Genomic DNA, 20,922 nt, shown 5'->3' with positions numbered 1-20,922 from the left:
GTACCTGAATAAAAGGGTTGGGATGGTTTAGGAAGCGGCTGCGTAGGACTGGCCGGCCTATGACCCGCCTTTGGTGCGCTGGGCTGATCAGTGGGCTTGGCCGGCCACCGGCTGGTCGTCGTAGCGGGCGTGCGATGGAGTCTCGTTCGCGAGTGGCCCGCATGGCAGAACAGCTGACGGGTGAAGGTAGACCCGCTAGCCCAGCAGCGGCCCTGTCTTCACTGGTGGGTACCGTCGCTGAACGGCCCTGCTCGGGTCTCTGTCCTGGAGTGGCGCCGGGTCGGCCGAGTCCCAGAGGCTCCACGCCGATGAGGGTTTGAGTTCTACCTTCGGCTGTCGAGAGCTGGGATCCCATGACCGCTCGTCGACCGGGCGTCGTGGCCCGGCCGGCGACCGTCGGTGAGCTGGTTGGGCGCCACGCCGACGCTTCGAAGTGACGGGCTCGAACGCAAATGTGGGGCGATCCAGCGGCCTGATCGGCGTGGATGTCACCTTCGCGCTGGTCACGGCTCTTGGCCCCGGCAAGGGCCCGGGCTGTAGGAAGGGTTTGAGTGCAGACGCCAGCGTGGGCCTCGGCATCGGCGGAGGTGTCGGGAAGGGTTTGAGCGCGGGTGTCCGCGTGGGCCTCGGTGCCGGGCGCGGTGGCGGTGTGGGCCTCGGTGTCGGGCGCGGCCTGGGCCTGGGTCTGGGCCTCGGTGTCGGGCGCGGTGGCGGTGTGGGCCTCGGTGTCGGGCGCGGCCTGGGCCTGGGTCTGGGCCTCGGTGTCGGGCACGGTGTCGGTGTGGGCCTCGGGCACGGGGTCGGCGGGGGTGTGGGGCCACGGAATTGCCTGCGTGCGGGCGCGGCGCAAGCGCTGTGCGTGACGCTGGCCTAGACCCCATGCGCGATGACGCTCATGCTCGCGGCGGAATTCCTCAGCCGCCGGAGAGTAATTGCGACGTGCGCGTCGATCGCGCATTGTGGCAAGCTCACTCGCAGTGAACAACTGGATCTGGGCCATGCATAAATTGTCCTGCGCCCAGAAGGAAAAGTGTAAGGCCGTACAAGAAGTCGATCATGCCAATTTGGGAGATGCGATCCGTTCGGAAATTGTCGACACGATTCTCGCCAGGTTGCCGGCAGCAGGATGCATGCGTGATTCACCTGATCGCAATCGGTCCTGGCCGGTCGGGTGCCGCGGTGGTGAGTGGCTGGGGTTCGGCTGGGTCGGGTGCCGGCTTGACGAGTGGTGTAGGCGCGGCTGGGCGATGGGTGGTGTAGGCGCGGCTGGGCGATGGGTGGTGTGGGTGTGGCTGGGTGGTGGTGGCGTGGGGCTTGGTGGTGAGGGTGTGGGTGGTTGGTGGGCGGTGCGGAACGCGGCTGGTTGGGCACCGAGGGCTGGCCGGGGCTGTGTCGGTGGCGGGGCGCGGGGGTTGGGCGTGGGGGTTGGGCGCCGTGAAGGTGGGGTGGCGGGCCGGGCTGGTTGTGGGGCGGGCCGGATGCTGTGGGTGGGGTAGGGCCCGGAGGGTGAGTCGCGGATCGGGCCGGTGCGGGCCTCGCCTGATGGACCGGGGATCAGGTGGCGGACAGCTGGGGGACGGGGTGGATGCGGTTGGGGACGGGGTTGGTCGTACCGATGCGGGTTTTCACGAGGGAGTGGCGCACCTCCAGCGGGCCTCGTCGGGGTTCCACCAGCAGCGGGGGCAGGGATGGTGGGGGAGGGGCGCCGCCTCGGTGAAGGCCTCCTCGGCGATCCATGCGGCGTAGGCGGCTGGGCCCATCTCGGCGATGAGGGCCGAGGTCTGGGTGGTCTGGGCGGCCAGGGCGCGCAGTTTGCGGTCCACAGTGGGTTCGTCGAGGGTGAGGTGCAGGGTCAAAGCCTGTTCCGGCCGGGTTTTGGGGTAGCCGGGGAGGAAGATCCGGAAGCGGTCGTTGACCGTGCGCCACCGGTCGGCCCAGGTGGCGGATACCGCGGTCTGGAGCAGGCGGGTGTGTGCGGGGGCCGCGTGGTCGACGGCGGTGGCGGTCCAGCGGGCGACGGCCTGGTGGTCGGGGTGGCCGGTGTTGCCGTCGGGGCCGAAGCTGACGACGGTGTCCGGGCGGATCTCGGCGATCAGGGTGCTGAGCCGGTCGACGGCCGCGGATGGCGGGATTTCGGCGCACCGGCCGTCGGGGTAGCCGAGCCAGTGGTGTTCCTCGACGCCGAGCAGGCGCAGGCAGGCGTCGAGTTCGGTGGTGCGGCGCTCGGCCAGGCGGTGTGGTGGCCAGGTGTGCGGGTCGGGGGTGCCGCGTTCGCCGCGGGTGGCGGTGACGCAGACCACCCGGGAGCCGGCGTCGCGGGCCAGGGCCATCAGGCCGCCGGACAGGTAGGCCTCGTCGTCGGGGTGCGCCCAGACGCCCAGGATGGTGCCGAGTTCGGTGAGCATGGTCTCATGCTGGGGCCGTGTGCTCGCCGGATGCTCACGGGTCACTTGTCCGGGTTACCCCAGGGTCACCCCGGGAAGGTGGCCAGCTCCTTCACGGCCATGGCGAGGCGGGCGTCGAATCCGGAGTGGACGAGTTCGCGGCAGTCGTGGTCGCCGGCGGTGGCGAGGCGGCGGATGTCGTGGATGGCGGCGCTGATGCGGTCGCGGACCTCGCGGATCATGTCGGCGGCGGTGCCCTGCCAGCGGTAGGCGTCGAGCAGCATGCGCAGCCGGCGGGGCCGGTCGGCGAAGGCGGTCCAGCCCTCGGCGAAGCCGACGTCGCGGGCGTTGAGCGGCACCCAGGCGAAGGCGGTGAAGGCGAGGTCGGCGGCGCGGGTGACAGGGCCGGCGAAGTCCCAGCCGACGAAGCCGGTGAGGCGCTGCCCGGCCCGGGTGGCGTTGTAGGGCGCCACGTCGTTGTGGCCGATGACGAGCCCGGGTTCCCAGGCGCCGCCCTTGCGCCAGATCGCGTCGTCGGGCGGGACGAAGTCGGCGACGGCCTCGTGGTATTCGCGCAGCCACTGGGCGACCTGCCAGAGGGTGTCGTCCTGGCGGGTCCATTCGGGCCAGGGGAGCACGGTTCCGGTGCGTACGCCCCGGAGGGTCTGCTCCTCGACCGGCGGCGCGCCGTCGAACCCGGCGTCCGCCAGGTGCCGCAGCAGGGCCTCGACCGCGGGGGTCCACGGCTCGCCCGGTAACTCCTCGTCCTGATTCATGATCAACCTCCGGCATGGACGGTAGTCCGGAGATCATGGATCATGCATCGGCCGGGTGTCCTACCGGCCGCCGTCAAGTGACGGATATCGCCCAGGCCCGCCCCCCTTTCTCAGGGGAGCGGGCCCGGAGGAGACTCAGGCGAAGATCTCGCCCGCGTCCGCCTTGGCGATCAGCAGCGGCGGCGGGGTGAACCGGTCGCCGTAGCGCTCGGCGAGCTGCCGGGCACGGGCCACGAAGCCGGGCAGGCCGCCCTCGTACTGGTTGATGTACTGGAGCACACCGCCGGTCCAGCCGGGGTAGCCGATGCCGAAGATGGAGCCGATGTTGGCCTCGGCGACCGACAGCAGCACCCCCTCGTCAAGGCATTTCACCGTCTCGATCGCCTCGATGAAGAGCATCCGCTCCTTGAGGTCCTCGAACGGGATGGTCACGTCGGGCTTGGCGAAGGCGGACAGGCCCGCCCACAGCCCGGTGCGCCGGCCGTCGGCGTACTCGTAGAAGCCGGCCCCGCCGGAGCGGCCGGGCCGCCCGAACTCGTCGATCATCCGGTCGATGACCTCGTCGGCGGGGTGCGCCTCCCACTGCTGGCCGGCGGCCGAGGCGGCGGCCCGGTACTCGTTGCGGATCTTGCGGGGCAGGGTGAGGGTCAGCTCGTCCATCAGCTGGAGCACCGGGGCCGGGTAACCGGCCTGGCTGCTGGCCTGCTCGATGCTGGCCGGCGCGACACCCTCGGCGAGCATCGCGATGCCCTCGTTGGTGAAGGTGCCGATCACCCGGCTGGTGAAGAAGCCGCGGCTGTCGTTGACCACGATCGGCGTCTTGCGCAGCCTGCGGACCACGTCGAGCGCCCGGCGTACGGTCAGGTCGCTGGTCTTCTCGCCCTTGATCACCTCGACCAGGGGCATCTTGTCGACCGGGGAGAAGAAGTGCAGGCCGATGAAGTCGGCCTGGCGCTGGACGCCGTCGGCGAGCGCGGTGATCGGCAGCGTGGAGGTGTTGGAGCAGAGCAGCGCGTCGGGCGCCACGATGCCCTCGATCTCGGCGAAGACCTTGTGCTTGAGGGCCGGGTCCTCGAAGACGGCCTCGATCACCAGGTCGGCGCCGGCCAGGTCGGCCACCTGGTCGGTGGCGGTGATCAGGCCGAGCAGGGCGCGGCCCTTGTCCTCGCTGATCCGGCCGCGGCCGACGTCCTTGGCGACGATCTTCTCGGCGTAGCCCTTGCCGCGGACGGCGCCGTCGAGGGAGACGTCGCGCAGGACCACCGGCAGGCCGGCGCGGGCGCAGACGTACGCGATGGCGGCGCCCATCATGCCGGCGCCGAGGACGGCCACCTTGGTGATCGGCGGCACCTCGCCGATGTCGCGCTGGCTGACCTCGTTCAGGTCGAAGAAGAACGCCTTGATCATGTTCTTGGCGACCGGGCCGGTGACCAGCTCGACGAAGTAGCGGGTCTCGATGACGAACGCGGTGTCCACATCGACCTGGGCGCCCTCGACGGCGGCCGACAGGATGTTGCGCGGCGCCGGGTAGAACGCGCCCTTGAGCTGCTTGCGCAGGTTCGCCGGGAAGGCGGGCAGCATCGAGGCGAGCGCCGGGGTGGACGGGGTGCCGCCGGGGATCTTGTAGCCCTTGGTGTCCCACGGCTGGGCGGCGGCCGGGTTGGCGGCGATCCACTCGCGGGCCGCGGCGATCAGCTCGTCCGGGGTGTCCACGACCTGGTCGACGAGGCCCAATTTGAGCGCCGCAGCGATCCGGTGCCGGGTGCCCTGGAGCAACACCTGGGTCAGAGCATTGACAAGACCGAGCAACCGGACGGTACGGACGACGCCGCCACCGGCCGGGAGGAGTCCGAGGGTGACCTCGGGCAGGCCGATCTCGGTCTTCGGGTTGTTCAGCGCGATCCGCCGGTGGCAGGACAGCGCCAGCTCCAGTCCACCGCCGAGCGCGGAGCCGTTGATGGCGGCGACGACCGGCTTGCCGAGCGTCTCGAGCCGCCGCAGCTGGCCCTTGACCCGGGTGGACAGGTCGAAGACGTCCTGGCCCTGGTCGGCCGGTACGGAGCCGAGCTGGTCCAGGTCACCGCCGGCGAACCAGGAGTTCTTCGCCGAGGTGATGATGACGCCGGTGATCTGGTCGCGCTCGGCCTCCAGGCGGGAGACGGTGGCCTCCATGCTGGCGACGTACGCGTCGTTCATGGTGTTGGCGCCGCGGCGCGGGTCGTCGAGGGTGAGCACGACGATGCCGTCGTCACCGCGGTCGTAGCGAATGGTGTCAGTCACTGTCGGTTTTCCCCTCAGAGCCGTTCGACGATGGTGGCGATGCCCATGCCGCCGCCGATACAGAGCGTGGCCAGGCCGTACCGGCCACCGCGCCGCTCCAGCTCGTCGACGAGGGTGCCGAGGATCATGGCGCCGGTGGCGCCCAGCGGGTGGCCCATGGCGATCGCGCCGCCGTTGACGTTGACCTTCTCCGGGTCGAGTTTGAGGTCGTCGATGAAGTGCAGCACGACGGCCGCGAACGCCTCGTTGATCTCGACGAGGTCGAGGTCGTCGACGGTCAGGCCGGCCTTGGCGAGCGCCTTGCGGGCGGCCGGGGCCGGGCCGGTCAGCATGATCGTGGGGTCGGCGCCGCTGAGCGCGGCGGAGACGATGCGGGCGCGCGGGGTGAGCCCGGCGCGCTGCCCGGCCCGCTCGGAGCCGATCATGACCAGTGCCGCGCCGTCCACGATGCCGGAGGAGTTGCCGGCGCTGTGCACGTGGTTGATCTTCTCGACCCAGTGGTATTTCTGGAGCGCCACGGCGTCGAAGCCGCCCTGGTCGCCGATGGTGGCGAAGGAGGCGGGCAGTTTGCCCAGGCTCTGCACCGTGCTGTCCGCGCGGATGTGCTCGTCGCGGTCGAGGATGAGCAGGCCGTTGCGGTCACGGACCGGGACGACGGAACGGTCGAAGTACCCGTTCTGCCAGGCCTTCGCCGCCTTCTGCTGGGAGCCGACGGCGAAGGCGTCGACGTCCTCACGGCTGAACCCGTCCATCGTGGCGATCAGGTCGGCGCTGATGCCCTGCGGGATGAAGTCGGTGTTCAGCGCGGTGTCCGGGTCCATCGCCCAGGCGCCGCCGTCGGAGCCCATCGGCACCCGCGACATCGACTCGACACCGCCGGCGAGGACCAGGTCCTCCCAGCCGGAGCGGATCTTCTGGGCGGCGATGTTGACCGCCTCCAGGCCGGAGCCGCAGAAGCGGTTGAGCTGGACGCCGGCCGACTCGTACGGCAGGCCGGCGGCCAGCGCGGCGGTCTTGGCGATGTCGGAGCCCTGGTCGCCGAGCGGGGACACCACGCCGAGGACCACGTCCTCGATGTCGGCCGGGTCCACGCCCGGGTAACGTCGCCGCAGCTCGTCGATCAAACCCACCACCAGTGAGATGGGTTTCACCCCGTGCAGGGATCCGGTCTTCTTCCCCCGGCCGCGCGGCGTGCGCACGGCGTCGTACAGATAGGCCTCGGTCGTCATCGACTGCTCCCCTGGATGCGAATTGCGGCTAACTTTTGCCGATGTTTCCGCTAGGTGTCAAGGATATGGCGACGAAGGTCGGGCGAACCACAGATCACCGATAGGCTGTGCGTCATGAGCATCGCCGCGGCCGGCGAGCCGGCCCCAGCCGAGGTCCGCAAGCGGCCGAAGAACCGTAAGACGCAGCTCGCCCTGGCCGCTGCGGAGATGTTCTGTGACCGGGGTTACCACGGGGTGAGTCTCGACGAGATCGCCACCGTGGTCGGGATCAGCGGTCCGGCCATCTACCGCCACTTCCCGAACAAGTACGCGATGCTGATCCACGCCACCCGCCAGCTCGCCGACGCGGTGCTGGCCGCCACCGACCTGCCCGACGGTCCCGATCCGGAGCAGCGGCTCGACCGGTTGCTGGTGGTGCTGGCCCGGCTGGCCGTCGAGCACCGCCGGGTGGCCGGGCTCTACCAGTGGGAGTGGCGCTATCTGGCGCCCGAGCACCGGGAGGAGTTCATGGTGGACCTCGGGGTGCTGGCGGAGCGTCTCGCCGTACCGTTGCGGGGTCTGCGGCCCGAGCTCTCCGGCCGGGACGCGGCCGCCATGGTCCGCGCCGCTCTCAGCGTGTTCGGCAGCCTGGGCACGCACCGGGCGGTGATCGCGCGGGGCCGGGGTGAGGCCGTCCTGCGCCGCGTGGCCTGGGCGGTGCTGCGCGACGAGCCGGCGACGCCGGCGGCGCCCACGACGGAGTACCCGGAACCGGAGCCGACGCTGGGGGTGACCGCGCGCCGGGAGATCCTGCTGGCCGAGTCGGTCAAGCTCTTCCATCGGTACGGCTACCACGCCGTCGGTGTGGAGGACATCGGTCGTGCCGCGGGGATCAACGCGTCCAGTGTCTATCGTTACTTCCCCGGCAAAGCCGACATCCTCGCGGCCGCCTTCTATCGGGCCTCGGAGCGGGTGGCCGAGTCGACCGCCGCCGCCCTGGCCGGCGCGACCGACGACGAGGACGCGCTGCGCCGGATGGCGGAGTCCTACGTGGAGCTGACCTTCGAGCGCAGCGCGCTGGTGTCGGTCTACCTCGCGGAGAACAACAACCTGCCCGAGGCCGACCGGCATGAGCTGCGCAAGGTGCAGCGGCTGCATGTGGAGGAGTGGGTCCGGCTGCTCGGCCGGCTGCGCCCCGGACTGCCCGTGCCGGAGGCCCGGGTGCTGGTCCATGCCGGTCTCAACCTGGTCACCGACCTGAGCCGGCTGGTTCGTTTCGATCGTCGCTCGGGTATGGACCGGCACCTCGTCCGGCTCGCTCTGACGGTGCTCCGTGCCTGATCCGCGCCGAAAAAGTTAGGCCGGATTCGCTCCTTGCCTTCCCAGGAAGTTAGTGCGCGTTTACAGTCGCGCCATAGCCGTCCGTCTTCGGCTCTCCAGGAGGCAGCTCATGGATCCCGCCCTTGCACAGCGATGCTCAGACATCGCCCGCGATCTGACGATTCCCGCACTGGTGCACCGCAACGCGACCGAACACCCCGATCTGCCGGCGCTCAGCCGGCTCGGCTCACCAGAGACGCTGACCTGGCGGCAGCTGCGCGACGAGATCACCGTGGTCTCCCGCGGGCTCGCCGACCTGGGGCTGAGCTCCGGCGACCGGCTGCTGATCATGATGTCCAGCCGGCCCGAACACTGGATCGTCGACCTCGCCGCCGCCCACCTGGGCGCCGTCCCGTCCACCGTCTACGCCACCCTCTCCACCGACCAGCTGCGCTACCTGGCCCGGCACAGCCACGCCGAGATCGTCGTCCTGGAGAACCGGGCGGCGCTGGAACGCTGGCAGCCGATCCTCGACGACGTACCGGAGATCCGCCGAGTGGTGGTGGTCGACGCGGAGAACACCGGCGACACCGGCGCCGACCGGGTGGTCTCGCTGCGCCAGGTCGCCGTCCGCGGTTCCGCCGCGCATCAGGCCGACCCGGCCGCGTTCGAGAAGGCGTGGCGGGAGGTCCGGCCGGACCAGCCGGTCACCCTGCTCTACACCTCCGGCACCACCGGCGACCCCAAGGGCGTCGTGCTCACCCACCACAACGTGATCTACCAGACCGTGGTCATGCAGCACACCATCGACACCCCGGAGCACACCGAGTCGCTGGCGTACCTGCCGCTCGCGCACATCGCCGAACGCGTCCTCGGCGTCTACAACCCGATCTACCGGGCCGGGCACGTCACCATCTGCTCCGACCCGGCCCAGCTGCTCGGCGGGCTGGTCAAGATCCGGCCGATGTCGTTCTTCGGCGTACCGCGGATCTGGGAGAAGATGGTCGCCGGCGTGCAGGGGCAGCTCGCCGCCGCCGACCCGCAGATCAAGGCGGCCGTCGACATGGCCCGGGAGGTCGCCCTCCAGGTCTACCGGCTGCGCGGGGCCGAACAGCCGGTCCCCGAGGAACTGGCCGCCAAGCACGCCACCCTGGACGCCCAGGTGCTCAAGCCGCTGCGCGCCCGGCTCGGCATGGACAACATGCTGTGGGCCGGCAGCGGTGCGGCGCCGATCCCGGTCGAGGTGCTCGACTACCTGGCCAGCATCGGGATCGACGTGCTGGAGGTGTGGGGCCTGACCGAGACCACCGGTACGGCGACGATCAACACGCCGGAGCACTTCCGTACCGGATCGGTCGGCCGGCCCAACGGCGGCATGGAGATCCGGCTCGCCGAGGACGGGGAGATCCTGGTCCGCGGGCCGCTGGTCTGCGCCGGCTACCTGCGCGCCGACGGCGGCGTCGAGCCGATCACCGACGCCGACGGCTGGCTGGCCACCGGTGATGTGGGCGTCCTCGACGACGAGGGCTTCCTCACCATCACCGACCGCAAGAAGGAACTGATCATCAACTCGAGCGGGAAGAACATCTCACCCGCGCAGATCGAGAACCTGCTGCGGGCGCATCCGCTCATCGCGCAGGCGGTCGCGGTGGGTGACCGGCGGCCGTACGTGACCGCGCTGATCGTCCTGGACGAGGAGATCGCCCCGCTCTGGGCCCGGTCCAAAGGGCTGCCGTCCAGCGCCGTCGCCGAGCTCGCGAACGATCCGGTGCTGATCGCCGAGATCGAGGCGGCGGTGGCGGTCGCCAACGCGAAACTGTCCCGTCCGGAGCAGGTCAAGACGTTCCGGATCCTGTCGCGCTCGTGGACCCCGGAGACCGGGGAGCTCACCCCGACGCTGAAACTGCGCCGCCGGGTGATCCAGGAGCGCTACGCCGGCGAGATCGGCGCACTGTACGGCGGATGAACGGCACCGGCCGGAACAGTGCTGTTCCGGCCGGTGACGTCAACTAGCACTCAGTGGTAGCAGAAGATGCGCCATCCCCGCGCGAAGCCGGTGTCGTAGCCGCGCTCGTAACCACGCTCGTAGGCGCTGCGGTAGCCGCCGCCGTACCGGTAGTTGTATTCGCGCGCCTTGCGGCAGAACCGCTTGGCCTGACGGAAGCCTTCCTCGTAGCCGCGGTCGAAGCCCGCCCGGAAGGCGTAACGCTCGCCGTAGCCGCGGTAGGTGTCGTCGTAGCGGTCGCGGTAACGGTCCCGGTAGCCGTAGTCGTACTCGTCGTCGTCGCCGCCCGGCGGCGGGTAGACCGAGGCGACGGTGTTCGCGGCGCTGGTGTTCGGCGCCGCCATCGCGGGCGATCCGGTCAGTGACGTTCCGACTGTCGCCAGGACGAGCGTGCTGGCGGCCAGGACACAACTCTTGCGAAGTTTCATGAATCTCTCCCCGTTGTCGCCGGAGCCTTTTGCGGTGTTCCGGCACTCGGCAAAAAAGCTACGCTCCAAGTCCGCGGGCATCCGGCGAAACGGTGTGGTAGAGACGTTCGGCCGGAATTCTGAGGTCGTTCAGGTAACAGCGCGCGAGCGAACCCGCGGAGTGGTATCAATCAGTGGCAGTTCTTGCCGGACCCCTTCGTGAAGCCCGAGTCGAATCCCTGCGCATAGCCGCGCTCGAAGGCGCCGCCGCTCTTCGCCGGCGCTTCCCGGAAGCTCGACGGGCGCTTGCACGACCTCTTGGACAGCTTGAGGCCGTCCTTGAAGCCCTCTTTGAAGCCCTTCTTGAACTGCTTCTTCGACGCCTTCCCGGTGTTGCGGTAGTCGTCCTGGTAGCCGCCGGGCTTGCGGTTGTCGTCCTGGTAGCCACCACCAGGCATTCCGCTGTCGCCCTGGTAGTCGCCGCCGGGGTAGCCGCCTCCGCCCGGTTCGCCGCCTCCGCCGGGGTAGCCACCTCCGCCGGGATAGCCACCCCCGCCGGGGTAGCCGCCCCCGCCCGGATAGTTGCCTCCGCCATAGTCGCCTCCGCCGGGGTAGCCGCCCCCGCCGGGATAACCGTCGCCGTACGGGTCGCCGGGTGGCGGATAGTCCGCTCCCACGACGACGGTGCCCGGCGCGGCCACGGCCGGAGCGGCGGTGGTGAGGGCGAGCCCGGCAGTCGCCAGGACGAGGCACCCGGTGGCCAGAACACGATTCTTACGAATTCTCATAAACAAATCTCCTGATTCTCACCGAGACCGCTGGAACAGCGTCCCCGGCACTCGCCGATGAAGTTACGTGCCATTTCGGTCACCGTCCGGGAAACGGCCGAGACGGTCGCGGACGGTCCGGTGACAACCGGACAAGAATGCCCGCGGAGGCTTTGTCGGACATGATGGAAAGTGCCCGGGATCCGGCTGTGGGCTGGGTCATCCGGCTGTTCAGGTGAGACGCGTTCCGTGGCGGTAGGGCATGATGAGGCGGATTCACAGGTCGTCTCATCGGGGGTGGGTGTCGTTTTGGAGCCGGGCAACGGGCGTGTGCTGAAGCGCCGTCAGCTGCTGACCCTGCTGGCTCTCACCGGCGCCGCCGGCTGTGGCTCGGCGTCGTCGGCGGAGACGCCGTCCGTACAGGCGGGAGGAGTCGCGCCGCCGTCCGTGCCGCCGTCCGCGTCCCCCGGGGCGACCGCCCGGCTCGGCCCGGCGATGACCGTCACCTCCAGCGCTGCGGCCCCATCCGCCTCGGCGTCCACCGTGGCGTCCTCCGGTCTCGGTGGTGCCGTCCAGGCCCCGGCCGACCGGGTGATGCTCGGCTCCTATCTGGCGCTCGGCGGCAAGAGCCTCCAGCAGAGCCTCGCCCTGCGCCGCCGGCAGCTGGGCCGGGAGCAGCGGATCGTCCACCGCTTCTACCCGTGGGACGGCTACGTGCCCACCTCCGAGCCGGAGGTCGCCAAGAGCAGCGTTCTGATGGTCTCCTGGCACGGCGCCCCCTACGCGGGCATCCTCGACGGCGGCTCGGACGGCAACATCCGCTCGGTCGCCCGCAAGCTCAAGGGCATGAAACGCCCCATCCTGCTGCGCTGGGGCTGGGAGATGAACGGCGACTGGTTCGAGTGGGGCGGCGCACAGAACGGGCAGAGCGCCGCGAACTACGTGAAGGTGTGGCGTCGCCTGCACCGCATCTTCGCCGAGCAGGGCGCCGACAACGTGTCCTGGGTGTGGAGTCCCAACTGGAACTCGTCACCCGGCGACTCCTGGAACAGGGTGCAGGGCTACTACCCCGGCGACGACTACGTCGACTGGGTCGGCATCTCCGGCTACAACTTCTTCAACGAGACCCCGTCGACCCTGTTCGACCCGGTCACCGACCGGTTCGGCGGCAAGAAGCCGATCATCCTGTCGGAGACCGCCGCGGTCCAGGGCAAGGCCAAGTGGATCAAGCAGCTGCATTCCTGGGTCGAGAAGACCCCCGCGGTCGGCGCCGTCGTCTGGTTCGACACCGACATCCAGGAGGGCACCGACCACAACTTCCGCTTCGACACCGACTCCGCCGCGCTGACCGCCTACCAGGCCATGGCCCGCAGCCCCCGCTTCAGCGGTTGATTCCGATCGTACGGGCGGAGAAAACCGTGGGCCTTTTGTGACCGGGGCGGGCAGACTTCCGGGCATGTCCGGAGCGATGCGTACCGTTGATGACCTGGTGGTGGCGGAGGTCACCGAGCAGCGGCTGAAATTCCTGTTCTTCTGGGGGCACCAGCCCGAGCACGACGGCAGCATCGGCGCCGGCTGTCTCAGCCAGTGGTTCCCGTCGCCGTTCACCGTCGACGGCACCCGGTTCGCCACGGCCGAGCACTACATGATGTGGCGCAAGGCGGTGCTGTTCGGCGACGGCGCCATGGCACAGCGGATCCTGGCCGCCGGGCATCCGCACGAGGCGAAGAAGCTGGGCGGCCGGGTGGCCGGGTTCGATCAGAGGACGTGGAACGATCACCGCGTACCGATCGTGGTGGCCGGCAACCTGGCGAAGTTCGGCGGTGACCCGGCGCTGCGCACCTATCTGCTGGGCACCGGCGACCGGATCCTGGTCGAGGCCAGCCCGCGGGACCGGATCTGGGGCATCGGCCTGTCCCGCGACGACGACGCCGCCTCGGCCCCGTCCCGCTGGCGCGGCCTCAACCTGCTGGGATTCGCGCTCATGCGGGTGCGCGAGGAGTTGCGGTAACGTCCGTCCGTGCCCACGCCGCGGACCATCGAGTCCATCGACCGGAGCCGTCCGTCCTTCGAGGACCCGGAGCGGGCCCGGCCGGTGCGGATCCACCTGTGGGAGCCGGACGGCCCGGCCACCGGCGACCCGGCCCGGCTGGTGCTGCTGTCGCACGGCACCGGCGCCGCCGGACAGGATCTGGCCTGGCTCGCCGAGCCGCTGGCCCGGGCCGGTTTCCTGGTCGCCGCGGTGGACCACCACGGCAACAACTGGGTGGACGGCTACCTGGCGCCGGCGTTCCTGCGGATCTGGGAGCGGCCCGCCGATCTGCGGCACGCGCTCGACGTGATCGAGGCCGAGCACCGGATCGGCTGGGTGGCCGCGGCCGGATTCTCGGCCGGCGGCTACGCGTCGGCCGCCCTGGTCGGTGTCCGTCTCGACCCGGCGTCGCTGCGGCTGCTGGCCGAGGGCCGGGTGCCCGAACCGGCGATGCCCGAGTTCCCGACCGCGTTCGAGTGGCTGCGCGGCGCCGTCACGCGAGAGACGATCGGCGCGTTCCTGGCCGAGGCGGCCGCCGACCAGAGCGACGACCGGGTGCGGGCCGCCTACCTGATCTGCCCGGGCGACGGCGGGATGGCCGACGAGGTGAGCCTGCGCGCGGTGAACCGCCCGGTGGAGATCCGCTGGGCCGGCGCCGACGTGATCACCCCGCCCGAGCAGATCGCGCTGCGCTACCTCGACCTGATTCCGGGCGCGACGGGCAGCACCCTCGGCGACGCCGTCGAGCACCATCACCTGTTCCCGGACGATCCGGCGGGCGCCGCCGCCCGTGCCGAGGCGGTGGCCGGTGCGGTCGCCTTCCTCAGGAGAGCTTCAGAGTCTGACGGGGCGCGTACCCGTCCCGTTTGAGCCAGTGATCGGTGTAGACGATCCGGTCCGGGCTGATCACCCCGAGCACACAGCGTGACGGGTCGGCGAGGAAACTGGCGCGTTCGGCCTCGTCGATCCGCGGGCTGACGATCGCCCAGTGCTCGTCGAAGCCGGGATCGCCGGGCGCCAGCACCCGCGCGGTCCCGAAGAGCTGCGCCCCACGGCTGCTCTCCGGCCCGGCGAGCGGCGCGAAGACCCCGGCCGAGATCCGCGGGTCGGCCCGCAGGTTCCGGATCTTCGGCGAGCTGCCGAGCGCCGTGAAGACCAGCGTGAAGTCCCGAGAGAAGTAGCGGACCGGGGTGGCGTGCGGCGCCCCGTCCGGGTCACTGGTGGCCAGCACACACATGTTCAGCGACGCGAACAGATTGAGGACCCGCTCCGCGAGCCGGTCCGGCTCCAGTGTCCGGGTGGGCTTGATCGTCATCCCCCCAGCAAACACCCGGGCGCCCGCCGGATGAACGGCGGGCGCCCGGAGCGTGGGGAACGGGAGGGCCGGTCAGCCGCCGAGGCTGGTGGCGGCGGAGCGGATGGCGGCGGAGAAGTAGCTGACCTGGGTGTAGACGCCCGGCTTGTTCGCGCGGGCGCAACCCTCGCCCCAGCTGACGATGCCGACCTGGACCCAGCCGGACGCGCCCTGGCGGAACATCGGGCCGCCGGAGTCGCCCTGGCAGGTGTCGACGCCGCCGGCGGTGTAGCCGGCGCAGATCTCCTCGGCGGCGATCACGTCGCCGCCGTACATGGCGGAGGAGTTGCAGGTGGCGTCGCTGACGAACGGCACGGTGGCCTTGAGCAGGTAGCGCTGCTGGGAGCCGCCCTCGCTGGCCGAGCCCCAGCCGGCGATGGTGAACGTGCCGGTGTCGTACGTGGTGGACGTGGTGATCGGCAGCGTGCCGATGTTGGTGCCGAGGGTGACCGCGCTGGCAAGGCGGATGAACGCCCAGTCGTCGCCGTTGCCGTTGTAGCCCGGCGCCCGGTAGACGTAGTTCGACTTGCGGGTGACCCGGGTGGAAGACTGCAGATCGACGGCGCCGAATGTGGCGGTGATCGACGTGTTGGTGCCGGTGCCGCTGACGCAGTGTGCCGCGGTCAGCACCAGGGTCGGGCTGTAGAGTGCGCCGCCGCAGCCCATCGACAGGCGGACCATGAACGGGAACTCACCCAGGGCGGCCCGGGTGCCGCCGACGACGTACGGGGTGACGGGGTCCGAGGCCGCCGCCGGGCTGGGGGACATGGTGGCGGCGGTGACGACCGCGGCCAGTATCGCCAGAAGGGTTCGCCATCTGCGCATCTCGGTTCTCCTCTGATTCTGGGGTGCACCGAGTTTGTCATTGATGTACATCGATATAAACATCCCGGCTCGCTTATATCGCGAGCGGGCGGTCCCGGCCGGAGCCGGAACCGCCCGCACGTGCGAGGCTCAGCAGTACGTGGACTGCTTGTTGATCACCTTGTAGGGGCAGTCCGCCGCCTCCGCCAGCAGCAGCGCCGCCTCCCGGTTGCGGGAGGTCTGCGCCGGGATCACGCTGGCCGGCGGGTAGAAGCCGCCACCGCCGGAGCTGCCGGGGTACAGCTCGAAGGTGTACGCGAAGATCTTGTGCACGCCCCACAGCCAGTCAAGCGAGTCACCGTCGGTGATGTAGAGGTCGCTGGACTGCTGCGGGGTGTAGCCGTTGGTGGCCGCGAACTGCCGGCCCAGCGTGGCGAACGTGTTGGCCTGGTCGGCGTTCATGCCGGTGGCGGTGTTCGCCGTGGTGTGCCCGTACGGCCACAGCACCAGCTGCGAGTAGGAGTGGAAGTCGATGGCCGCCTTGATCTGCTGCACCCCGCCGACGACCCGGCTGTTGACGAAGTCCCGGATGACCCGGGTCTCCGGCGCCGAGAACGCGGACGGACCGCGGTAGGTGGCCGACGACGTGGTGCCGGACGAGCCGCCGCAGCAGCCCCAGTTGTAGCTGTAGTTGCGGTTCAGGTCGGTGCCGACGTAGCTGGAACCGCTGTTGGGCTGCCGGTTCTTGCGCCACGACCGGTAGCTGCCGGTGGCGATGTCGTATTCGACGCCGTCCGGGTTGACCATCGGGACGATCCAGATCTCCCGGGTGTCCACAATGTTCTTGATTCGGGTGTCGGTGGCGTACGACCCGGTGAACTGGCCGAGCAGGTAGAGCGCCTGCTCCACGGTCAGGTGCTCACGGGCGTGGTGGTTGGCGTCGTACAGCACCTCGGGCTCGGACTCGTCGGTGCCCACGTTGTCGGAGATCTTCACGGCCACGATCTGCCGGCCCTCGTACGACGTGCCGAGCACCCGCTTGCTGGCGATCGCCGGGTACGCGGCCACCACCGAGTTGATCTGGGCGATCGTCTCGGCGTAGTTGTGGTAGGCCGAGTCGGCGGGCGGGAAGTCGAGCGTGCGCAGCACCGGTTCGATGGTGAAGCCGAGCCGCTTGAGCCGGGACACCTCGGCGCCGGTGGCGGTCACCGTCGCGACACCGTGTTCGATGTCGTCGATCGCCACACCGGTACGGGTGATCGTGTTGCGCTGGGCCAGCGTGCGGACGTCGTAGATCTCGTACTCGCCGGCGGGGTCGGGCACCGTCTCGGCGGTGGCGGGGGAGGAGGCGCTGATCGCCGCGGTCGCGCACATCGCGACCGCGGCGAGCACCGCGAAGGACCGTCGTCTCATGAACGACCTCCGGATCTGGGGAAGACAGTGCTCACAGCAAACCCCCAGGGATCGAAGGTCAGCAATGCGTCAGGCCATGTCAATATTCCCCTGGTCCTGACGTGATGGCCGCCGCAGCTCCTCCGGCAGATCGTCCGGCGGAGGCGGCGCACCCAGGTCCGAGGGCCGGTAACCGGTCGGATAACCCGGGTACGTGTGGTTGCTCTTCGGGTTGCCGAGCACCGACTCGCGGCGCGGCGGGAAGAACCGCAGCGCCCCGGCGCGGGCTTTCAGACCGGCCCCGGCCAGGGCGCCGACCCACGCGGGCGCCGGCTCGAACCCGAACGCCCGCAGCATCCGGTCGTCGAGCATCCCGCGGACCCCCAGGCGCACGGCCGGCCTCATCGGGGCGGGGAACCAGCCCGCGAACAGGCCGACCGTGTACTCCCCGATCTCACGGTTGGTGTCCGAATAGACGAAGTGCCTCTCCTCGTACGAATCCTTGAAGTTCCGGAAATCCGGAAAGGTCTGCGGGATGTCCTTGATCCCCATCCGCTTGCCGACCTCGCGGTAGTAGAAGTAGGCCGCCAGCTTCTCGTTGGAGTGCAGCGGCCGCCAGCCGTAGCGGGTGATCCAGTCGATCGGGTCGTAGATGAACGTCGACAGCACGTACAGCATGTCGTCGTTGCTGATCGCATAGCGGCCGTGCGCCCGGTTCACCACCTTCAGCGCCTCCCGGCCGCGGTCCGAGTCGTAGCCGTGCGCCGCCATCTCCGCCATCAGCAGCGCCGTGTCGTCGTACCGTCGCTGTGCTCTGTCCCGGAACTCGCCGGTCGCCGCGAGCAGCTTCGAGATGCTCGGCACGCAGTAGGTGCGGAACAGGGCGAACTCCAGCGCCCGGGTGTAGTCCCAGGGGAACTCCTGTCCGGAGGAGATCTGGTAGATCTCCAGGTGGTCCTTCTCGGGGTCCAGCGCGGCGATGCGTCTCGCCAGGTCGAAACGGCCCATCTCAGCTGATCAACTCCTTCACACGGGCGATCTGGCGCAGCGGGTCACCGAACGGGATCACGTTCAGCACGGTCACTCCGGCCTCCTTGTACGCGGCGATCCGGTCCCGGACGTACGACTCCGGGCCGATCAGGCTGGTCAGCTCCAGCAGCTCGTCGGGAACCGCGGCCGCCGCCTCCTGTTTGTGTCCGGACAGGTACAGCTCCTGAATGCGGTCGGCGGCGGCCTCGAACCCGTACCGGCTGACCACGTCGTGGTAGAAGTTGCGGCCCTTGGCGCCCATCCCGCCGACGTACAGGGCGACGATCGGCCGGGCCAGATCCCGCAGACCGGTGACGTCGTCGCCGATCGCCAGCGGGCCGCCGGCCACCACCTCCAGCGGCGCCAGGTCGGCGTCTCGTTTTGCCGTGCCCTCGGCCAGCGGCTTGCCCCACACGTCGGCGGCGCGTTCCGGGATGTAGAGGAACGGCAGCCAGCCGTCGGCGAGCTCGGCGGTCATCCGTACGTTGGCCGCGCCGAGCGACGCCACGTAGACCGGGATCCGGTCGCGCACCGGGTGGGTGAGGATCTTCAGCGGCTTGCCGAGGCCGCCGGGCAGCGGCATCCGGTAGAGGCCGTCGTGGTCGATCACCTCGCGCCGCCAGATCGCCCGGCAGATCTCGATGATCTCCCGGGTCCGGCCGATCGGTTTGTCGTAGGGCACGCCGTGCCAGCCCTCCACGACCTGCGGCCCGGACGCGCCCAGGCCGAGGATGGCCCGGCCGCCGGACATCGCGTCCAGACCGGCCGCTGTCTGCGCGAGCAGCGCCGGCGTACGCGAATAGATCGGCAGGATCGCCGAGCCGATCTGCACCCGCTCGGTCTTCGCCGCGAGATAGCCCATGATCGTGGGAGCGTCGAACCCGTACGCCTCCGCCACCCACAGGATGTCGAGGCCCGCCCGCTCCCAGCCGGCCACCTCGTCCGCGGTCGTCCGCGGGTCTCCCGCATACATCAGTGTCGTTGCCAGGCGCATCGTCGAACCTCCCGTGTTTTTTGATATTTGATACGGTGAAGCCTGATAAAGCGAGAGGTAGACGGACATGCTCTCCGAAGAGGTCGCATCCGCACTGCGGACCAGGATCATGTCCGGAGACCTTCGCCCCGGCGCCCGCATCAGGCTCGAGGAGGTCGCCGCCGGCCTCGGGGTCAGTATCACCCCGGTCCGGGAGGCATTGCTGACACTGCGCGGCGAGGACATGGTCATCCTGGAGCCGCGCAAAGGATATGTGGTGGCCCCACTGTCCCGGCAGGACATTCTCGACGTCTTCCAGTTGCAGGGCGACATCGCCGGTGAGCTGGCCGCCCGGGTGGCCGTCGCGATCGGCGAGGCCCAGCTGGCCGAGCTGCGGGTGGCGCATGCCAAGGTGGCCCGCGCCCGCCGCGCCGCCGACGTCGAGACGTACGAGTACGAGTTCCACCGCGCCGTGAACCGGATGGCCCACTCCCGCAAGCTCAGCTGGTTCCTGCGCACCGCCACCCGCTACACCCCGGCCCGCGTCTACTCCGCCGACCCCGGCTGGCGCGACGGCATGCGCACCGACCACGAGGCGCTGCTCACCGCCTTCGCCGAAGCCGACGCGGCCGGCGCCCGCACCGCGATGACCAGGCACTTCACCGATGGGGCGGAGCGCCTGGTCAAACACCTCGACGGCCTGGGCATCTGGGGCGGCTAACGTCCGTGGCGCATCCGGAAGAGCTTCACCGCCCGCGCCATCACCTTCGGATCCCGGTCCAGCCGCATCAGATCCAGCGGCGCGTGAAAGCGCTGCCGGGTCACCGACTGCGCCCGGGAGAACTCGCGCAGCCCGTCCGCCCCGTGGATGCGGCCGAACCCGGAGTCGCCCACCCCGCCGAACGGCAGTGACGGCACCCCGGCGAACCCCAGCACCGCGTTGATCGACGCCGCCCCGGTCCGCAGCCGCCGCGCGATGCCGGCCGCCGCGTGCCCGTCCTTCGAGAAGATCGACGCGGCCAGGCCGTACTTCACCGCGTTCGCCCGGCGGACCGCCTCGTCGAGGTCGGCGACCGGGTTCACCACCAGCGTCGGGCCGAACGTCTCCTCGGTCACCGCCGTCGAGTCCTCCGGCACGTCGGCCAGTACGACCGGCGCGATCCGGGCGCCCTGCACCGACTCCGGCCCGCCGACGATGGCCCGGCCGCCGCGGGCCAGCGCGTCCTCCACGTGCGACAGGACGATCGCCGGCTGCTCCGGGGTGGTCATCGGGCCGTACGACGCCGACTCGGCCAGCTTCTGTAACCGGTTCAGGAAGTCCTCGTAGACGGACCGGACCACGTACACCCGCTCCACGCCCGCGCACGTCTGCCCGGAGTTGCCGAACCCGCCGAACGCCGCCGCCCGCGCCGCCGCGTCCAGGTCGGCGTCGGCCGCCACGATCAGCGCGTCCTTGCCGCCGCCCTCCACCACCAGCGGCGTCAGCGTCTCCGCGCAGGCCGCCATCACCTTGCGGGCGGTCGCCGCCGACCCGGTGAACGCGATCTTGTCCACTCCGGACCAGCACAGGGCCGCCCCGGTCGTGCCGTCGCCCACCACGGCCTGGAGCACCGGCTGCTCACCCGGCCACGCCTCGGCCAGCCACTGCCCGGTGCCCGGGGTGTGCTCGCTCGGCTTGAACACGACCGCGTTGCCGGCGGCCAGCGCGTACGACACTGAGCCCAGCGGCGTGTAGACCGGATAGTTCCACGGCCCGATCACCCCGACCACACCGAGCGGCAGGTACTCCAGGGTCGCCGCATGGTTGGCCGCCAGCATCCCGGACGGCACCTTCCGCCGGCCCAGCACCTTGCCGGCGCTGCGGGCCGCCCAGTCCAGATGCTCGACCGCGAGCATCACCTCCAGGACGGCGTCGTCGACCGGTTTCCCGGTCTCCGCCGACACCAGTGCGGCCAGTTCCTCGATCCGGGTGGCGATCGCCCGCTTCCAGGCGAGCAGGCGCACCCGGCGCTCCTTGAAGCTCAGGCCACCCCACCAGCGGGCGGCGTCCCGAGCCCGGTCGACGGCGGCCCGGACAGCCTCGGAATCGGCGAACGGGTACTCCCCGACGACGTCCGTGGTGCCGGGTGAGTAGGAGCGCAAGACAGTGCCCATGGCGAACTCCCGACGCTGAAAATTTGATATTTGATAT

Annotated in this window: 19 protein-coding genes; 7 read left to right on the top strand and 12 right to left on the bottom strand. The window is 70.2% G+C overall.

Features of this window, described 5'->3' with window-relative positions; translation table 11 throughout:
* Window positions 1-619: 619 nt before the first annotated feature.
* Window positions 620-874: a hypothetical protein gene (locus tag BJ964_RS46670; RefSeq protein ID WP_188126662.1), complete on the top strand. Its 255-nt coding sequence runs from the start codon at window positions 620-622 to the stop codon at window positions 872-874.
* Window positions 875-1,625: 751 nt separating this feature from the next.
* On the opposite strand, the gene BJ964_RS46665 is transcribed toward BJ964_RS46670, so the two are convergent.
* The 4 genes from BJ964_RS46665 to BJ964_RS46650 all read right to left on the bottom strand — a co-directional run bounded on the left by BJ964_RS46665 (window position 1,626) and on the right by BJ964_RS46650 (window position 6,669).
* Window positions 1,626-2,405, bottom strand: coding sequence for a PIG-L deacetylase family protein (locus tag BJ964_RS46665; RefSeq protein ID WP_188126661.1), 780 nt, complete (start codon window positions 2,403-2,405; stop codon window positions 1,626-1,628).
* A 65-nt stretch (window positions 2,406-2,470) separates the two neighbouring features.
* Window positions 2,471-3,160 carry a phosphotransferase gene (locus tag BJ964_RS46660; protein WP_188126660.1) on the bottom strand — a complete coding sequence of 230 codons (690 nt, stop codon included), beginning with the start codon at window positions 3,158-3,160 and terminating at the stop codon, window positions 2,471-2,473.
* A gap of 135 nt (window positions 3,161-3,295) precedes the next feature.
* Window positions 3,296-5,440 (bottom strand): 3-hydroxyacyl-CoA dehydrogenase NAD-binding domain-containing protein, encoded by a 2,145-nt coding sequence (locus BJ964_RS46655; RefSeq protein ID WP_188126659.1) that lies wholly within the window; start codon window positions 5,438-5,440, stop codon window positions 3,296-3,298.
* 14 nt (window positions 5,441-5,454) lie between these two features.
* A complete protein-coding gene (locus BJ964_RS46650; protein WP_188126658.1) occupies window positions 5,455-6,669 on the bottom strand; it encodes an acetyl-CoA C-acetyltransferase in 1,215 nt (404 codons plus the stop codon).
* Window positions 6,670-6,783: 114 nt separating this feature from the next.
* On the opposite strand from BJ964_RS46650, the gene BJ964_RS46645 reads away from it, so the two are divergent.
* Together BJ964_RS46645 and BJ964_RS46640 are read left to right on the top strand one after the other, a co-directional pair.
* A complete protein-coding gene (locus BJ964_RS46645; RefSeq protein WP_188126657.1) occupies window positions 6,784-7,989 on the top strand; it encodes a TetR/AcrR family transcriptional regulator in 1,206 nt (401 codons plus the stop codon).
* Between the two features lie 109 nt (window positions 7,990-8,098).
* Window positions 8,099-9,934 (top strand): AMP-dependent synthetase/ligase, encoded by a 1,836-nt coding sequence (locus tag BJ964_RS46640; protein ID WP_188126656.1) that lies wholly within the window; start codon window positions 8,099-8,101, stop codon window positions 9,932-9,934.
* 50 nt (window positions 9,935-9,984) lie between these two features.
* Here BJ964_RS46640 and BJ964_RS46635 read toward each other — a convergent pair whose 3' ends face one another.
* Window positions 9,985-10,401 carry a hypothetical protein gene (locus BJ964_RS46635; protein WP_188126655.1) on the bottom strand — a complete coding sequence of 139 codons (417 nt, stop codon included), beginning with the start codon at window positions 10,399-10,401 and terminating at the stop codon, window positions 9,985-9,987.
* A 170-nt stretch (window positions 10,402-10,571) separates the two neighbouring features.
* Window positions 10,572-11,168, bottom strand: a complete 597-nt coding sequence (locus tag BJ964_RS46630) for a hypothetical protein (RefSeq protein ID WP_188126654.1) — start codon at window positions 11,166-11,168, stop codon at window positions 10,572-10,574.
* Window positions 11,169-11,444: 276 nt separating this feature from the next.
* On the opposite strand from BJ964_RS46630, the gene BJ964_RS49455 reads away from it, so the two are divergent.
* The 3 genes from BJ964_RS49455 (at window position 11,445) to BJ964_RS46615 (ending at window position 14,049) form a co-directional block, all read left to right on the top strand.
* Window positions 11,445-12,539, top strand: coding sequence for a glycoside hydrolase family 26 protein (locus BJ964_RS49455; protein ID WP_188126653.1), 1,095 nt, complete (start codon window positions 11,445-11,447; stop codon window positions 12,537-12,539).
* A 64-nt stretch (window positions 12,540-12,603) separates the two neighbouring features.
* Entirely contained in the window at window positions 12,604-13,158 is a 555-nt protein-coding gene (locus tag BJ964_RS46620) for an NADAR family protein (RefSeq protein WP_188126652.1), read from the top strand.
* Window positions 13,159-13,167: 9 nt separating this feature from the next.
* The gene (locus BJ964_RS46615) at window positions 13,168-14,049 is read left to right on the top strand and encodes an alpha/beta hydrolase family protein (RefSeq protein ID WP_188126651.1); all 882 of its coding nucleotides are present in this window, start codon (window positions 13,168-13,170) and stop codon (window positions 14,047-14,049) included.
* On the opposite strand, the gene BJ964_RS46610 is transcribed toward BJ964_RS46615, so the two are convergent.
* The 5 genes from BJ964_RS46610 to BJ964_RS46590 form a co-directional block, all read right to left on the bottom strand.
* The gene (locus BJ964_RS46610; RefSeq protein WP_188126650.1) at window positions 14,003-14,494 is read right to left on the bottom strand and encodes a pyridoxamine 5'-phosphate oxidase family protein; all 492 of its coding nucleotides are present in this window, start codon (window positions 14,492-14,494) and stop codon (window positions 14,003-14,005) included. The two genes, BJ964_RS46615 and BJ964_RS46610, sit on opposite strands and share 47 nt — an antisense overlap.
* 72 nt (window positions 14,495-14,566) lie before the next feature.
* Window positions 14,567-15,358, bottom strand: a complete 792-nt coding sequence (locus tag BJ964_RS46605) for a S1 family peptidase (protein ID WP_188126649.1) — start codon at window positions 15,356-15,358, stop codon at window positions 14,567-14,569.
* Between the two features lie 129 nt (window positions 15,359-15,487).
* Window positions 15,488-16,750, bottom strand: coding sequence for a M14 family metallopeptidase (locus BJ964_RS46600; RefSeq protein WP_188126648.1), 1,263 nt, complete (start codon window positions 16,748-16,750; stop codon window positions 15,488-15,490).
* Window positions 16,751-16,819: 69 nt separating this feature from the next.
* Window positions 16,820-17,737 carry an oxygenase MpaB family protein gene (locus tag BJ964_RS46595; RefSeq protein ID WP_188126647.1) on the bottom strand — a complete coding sequence of 306 codons (918 nt, stop codon included), beginning with the start codon at window positions 17,735-17,737 and terminating at the stop codon, window positions 16,820-16,822.
* Between the two features lies 1 nt (window position 17,738).
* Window positions 17,739-18,752 carry an LLM class F420-dependent oxidoreductase gene (locus tag BJ964_RS46590; protein ID WP_188126646.1) on the bottom strand — a complete coding sequence of 338 codons (1,014 nt, stop codon included), beginning with the start codon at window positions 18,750-18,752 and terminating at the stop codon, window positions 17,739-17,741.
* A gap of 67 nt (window positions 18,753-18,819) precedes the next feature.
* On the opposite strand from BJ964_RS46590, the gene BJ964_RS46585 reads away from it, so the two are divergent.
* Window positions 18,820-19,452: a GntR family transcriptional regulator gene (locus tag BJ964_RS46585; RefSeq protein WP_188126645.1), complete on the top strand. Its 633-nt coding sequence runs from the start codon at window positions 18,820-18,822 to the stop codon at window positions 19,450-19,452.
* Here the strand turns inward: BJ964_RS46585 and BJ964_RS46580 are convergent.
* Window positions 19,449-20,885, bottom strand: coding sequence for an aldehyde dehydrogenase family protein (locus BJ964_RS46580; protein WP_188126644.1), 1,437 nt, complete (start codon window positions 20,883-20,885; stop codon window positions 19,449-19,451). The two genes, BJ964_RS46585 and BJ964_RS46580, sit on opposite strands and share 4 nt — an antisense overlap.
* Window positions 20,886-20,922: the final 37 nt, after the last annotated feature.

It is taken from the genome of Actinoplanes lobatus (genome assembly GCF_014205215.1).
GTDB lineage: Bacteria > Actinomycetota > Actinomycetes > Mycobacteriales > Micromonosporaceae > Actinoplanes > Actinoplanes lobatus.
This window is presented reverse-complemented; position numbering and strand designations above follow the sequence as displayed.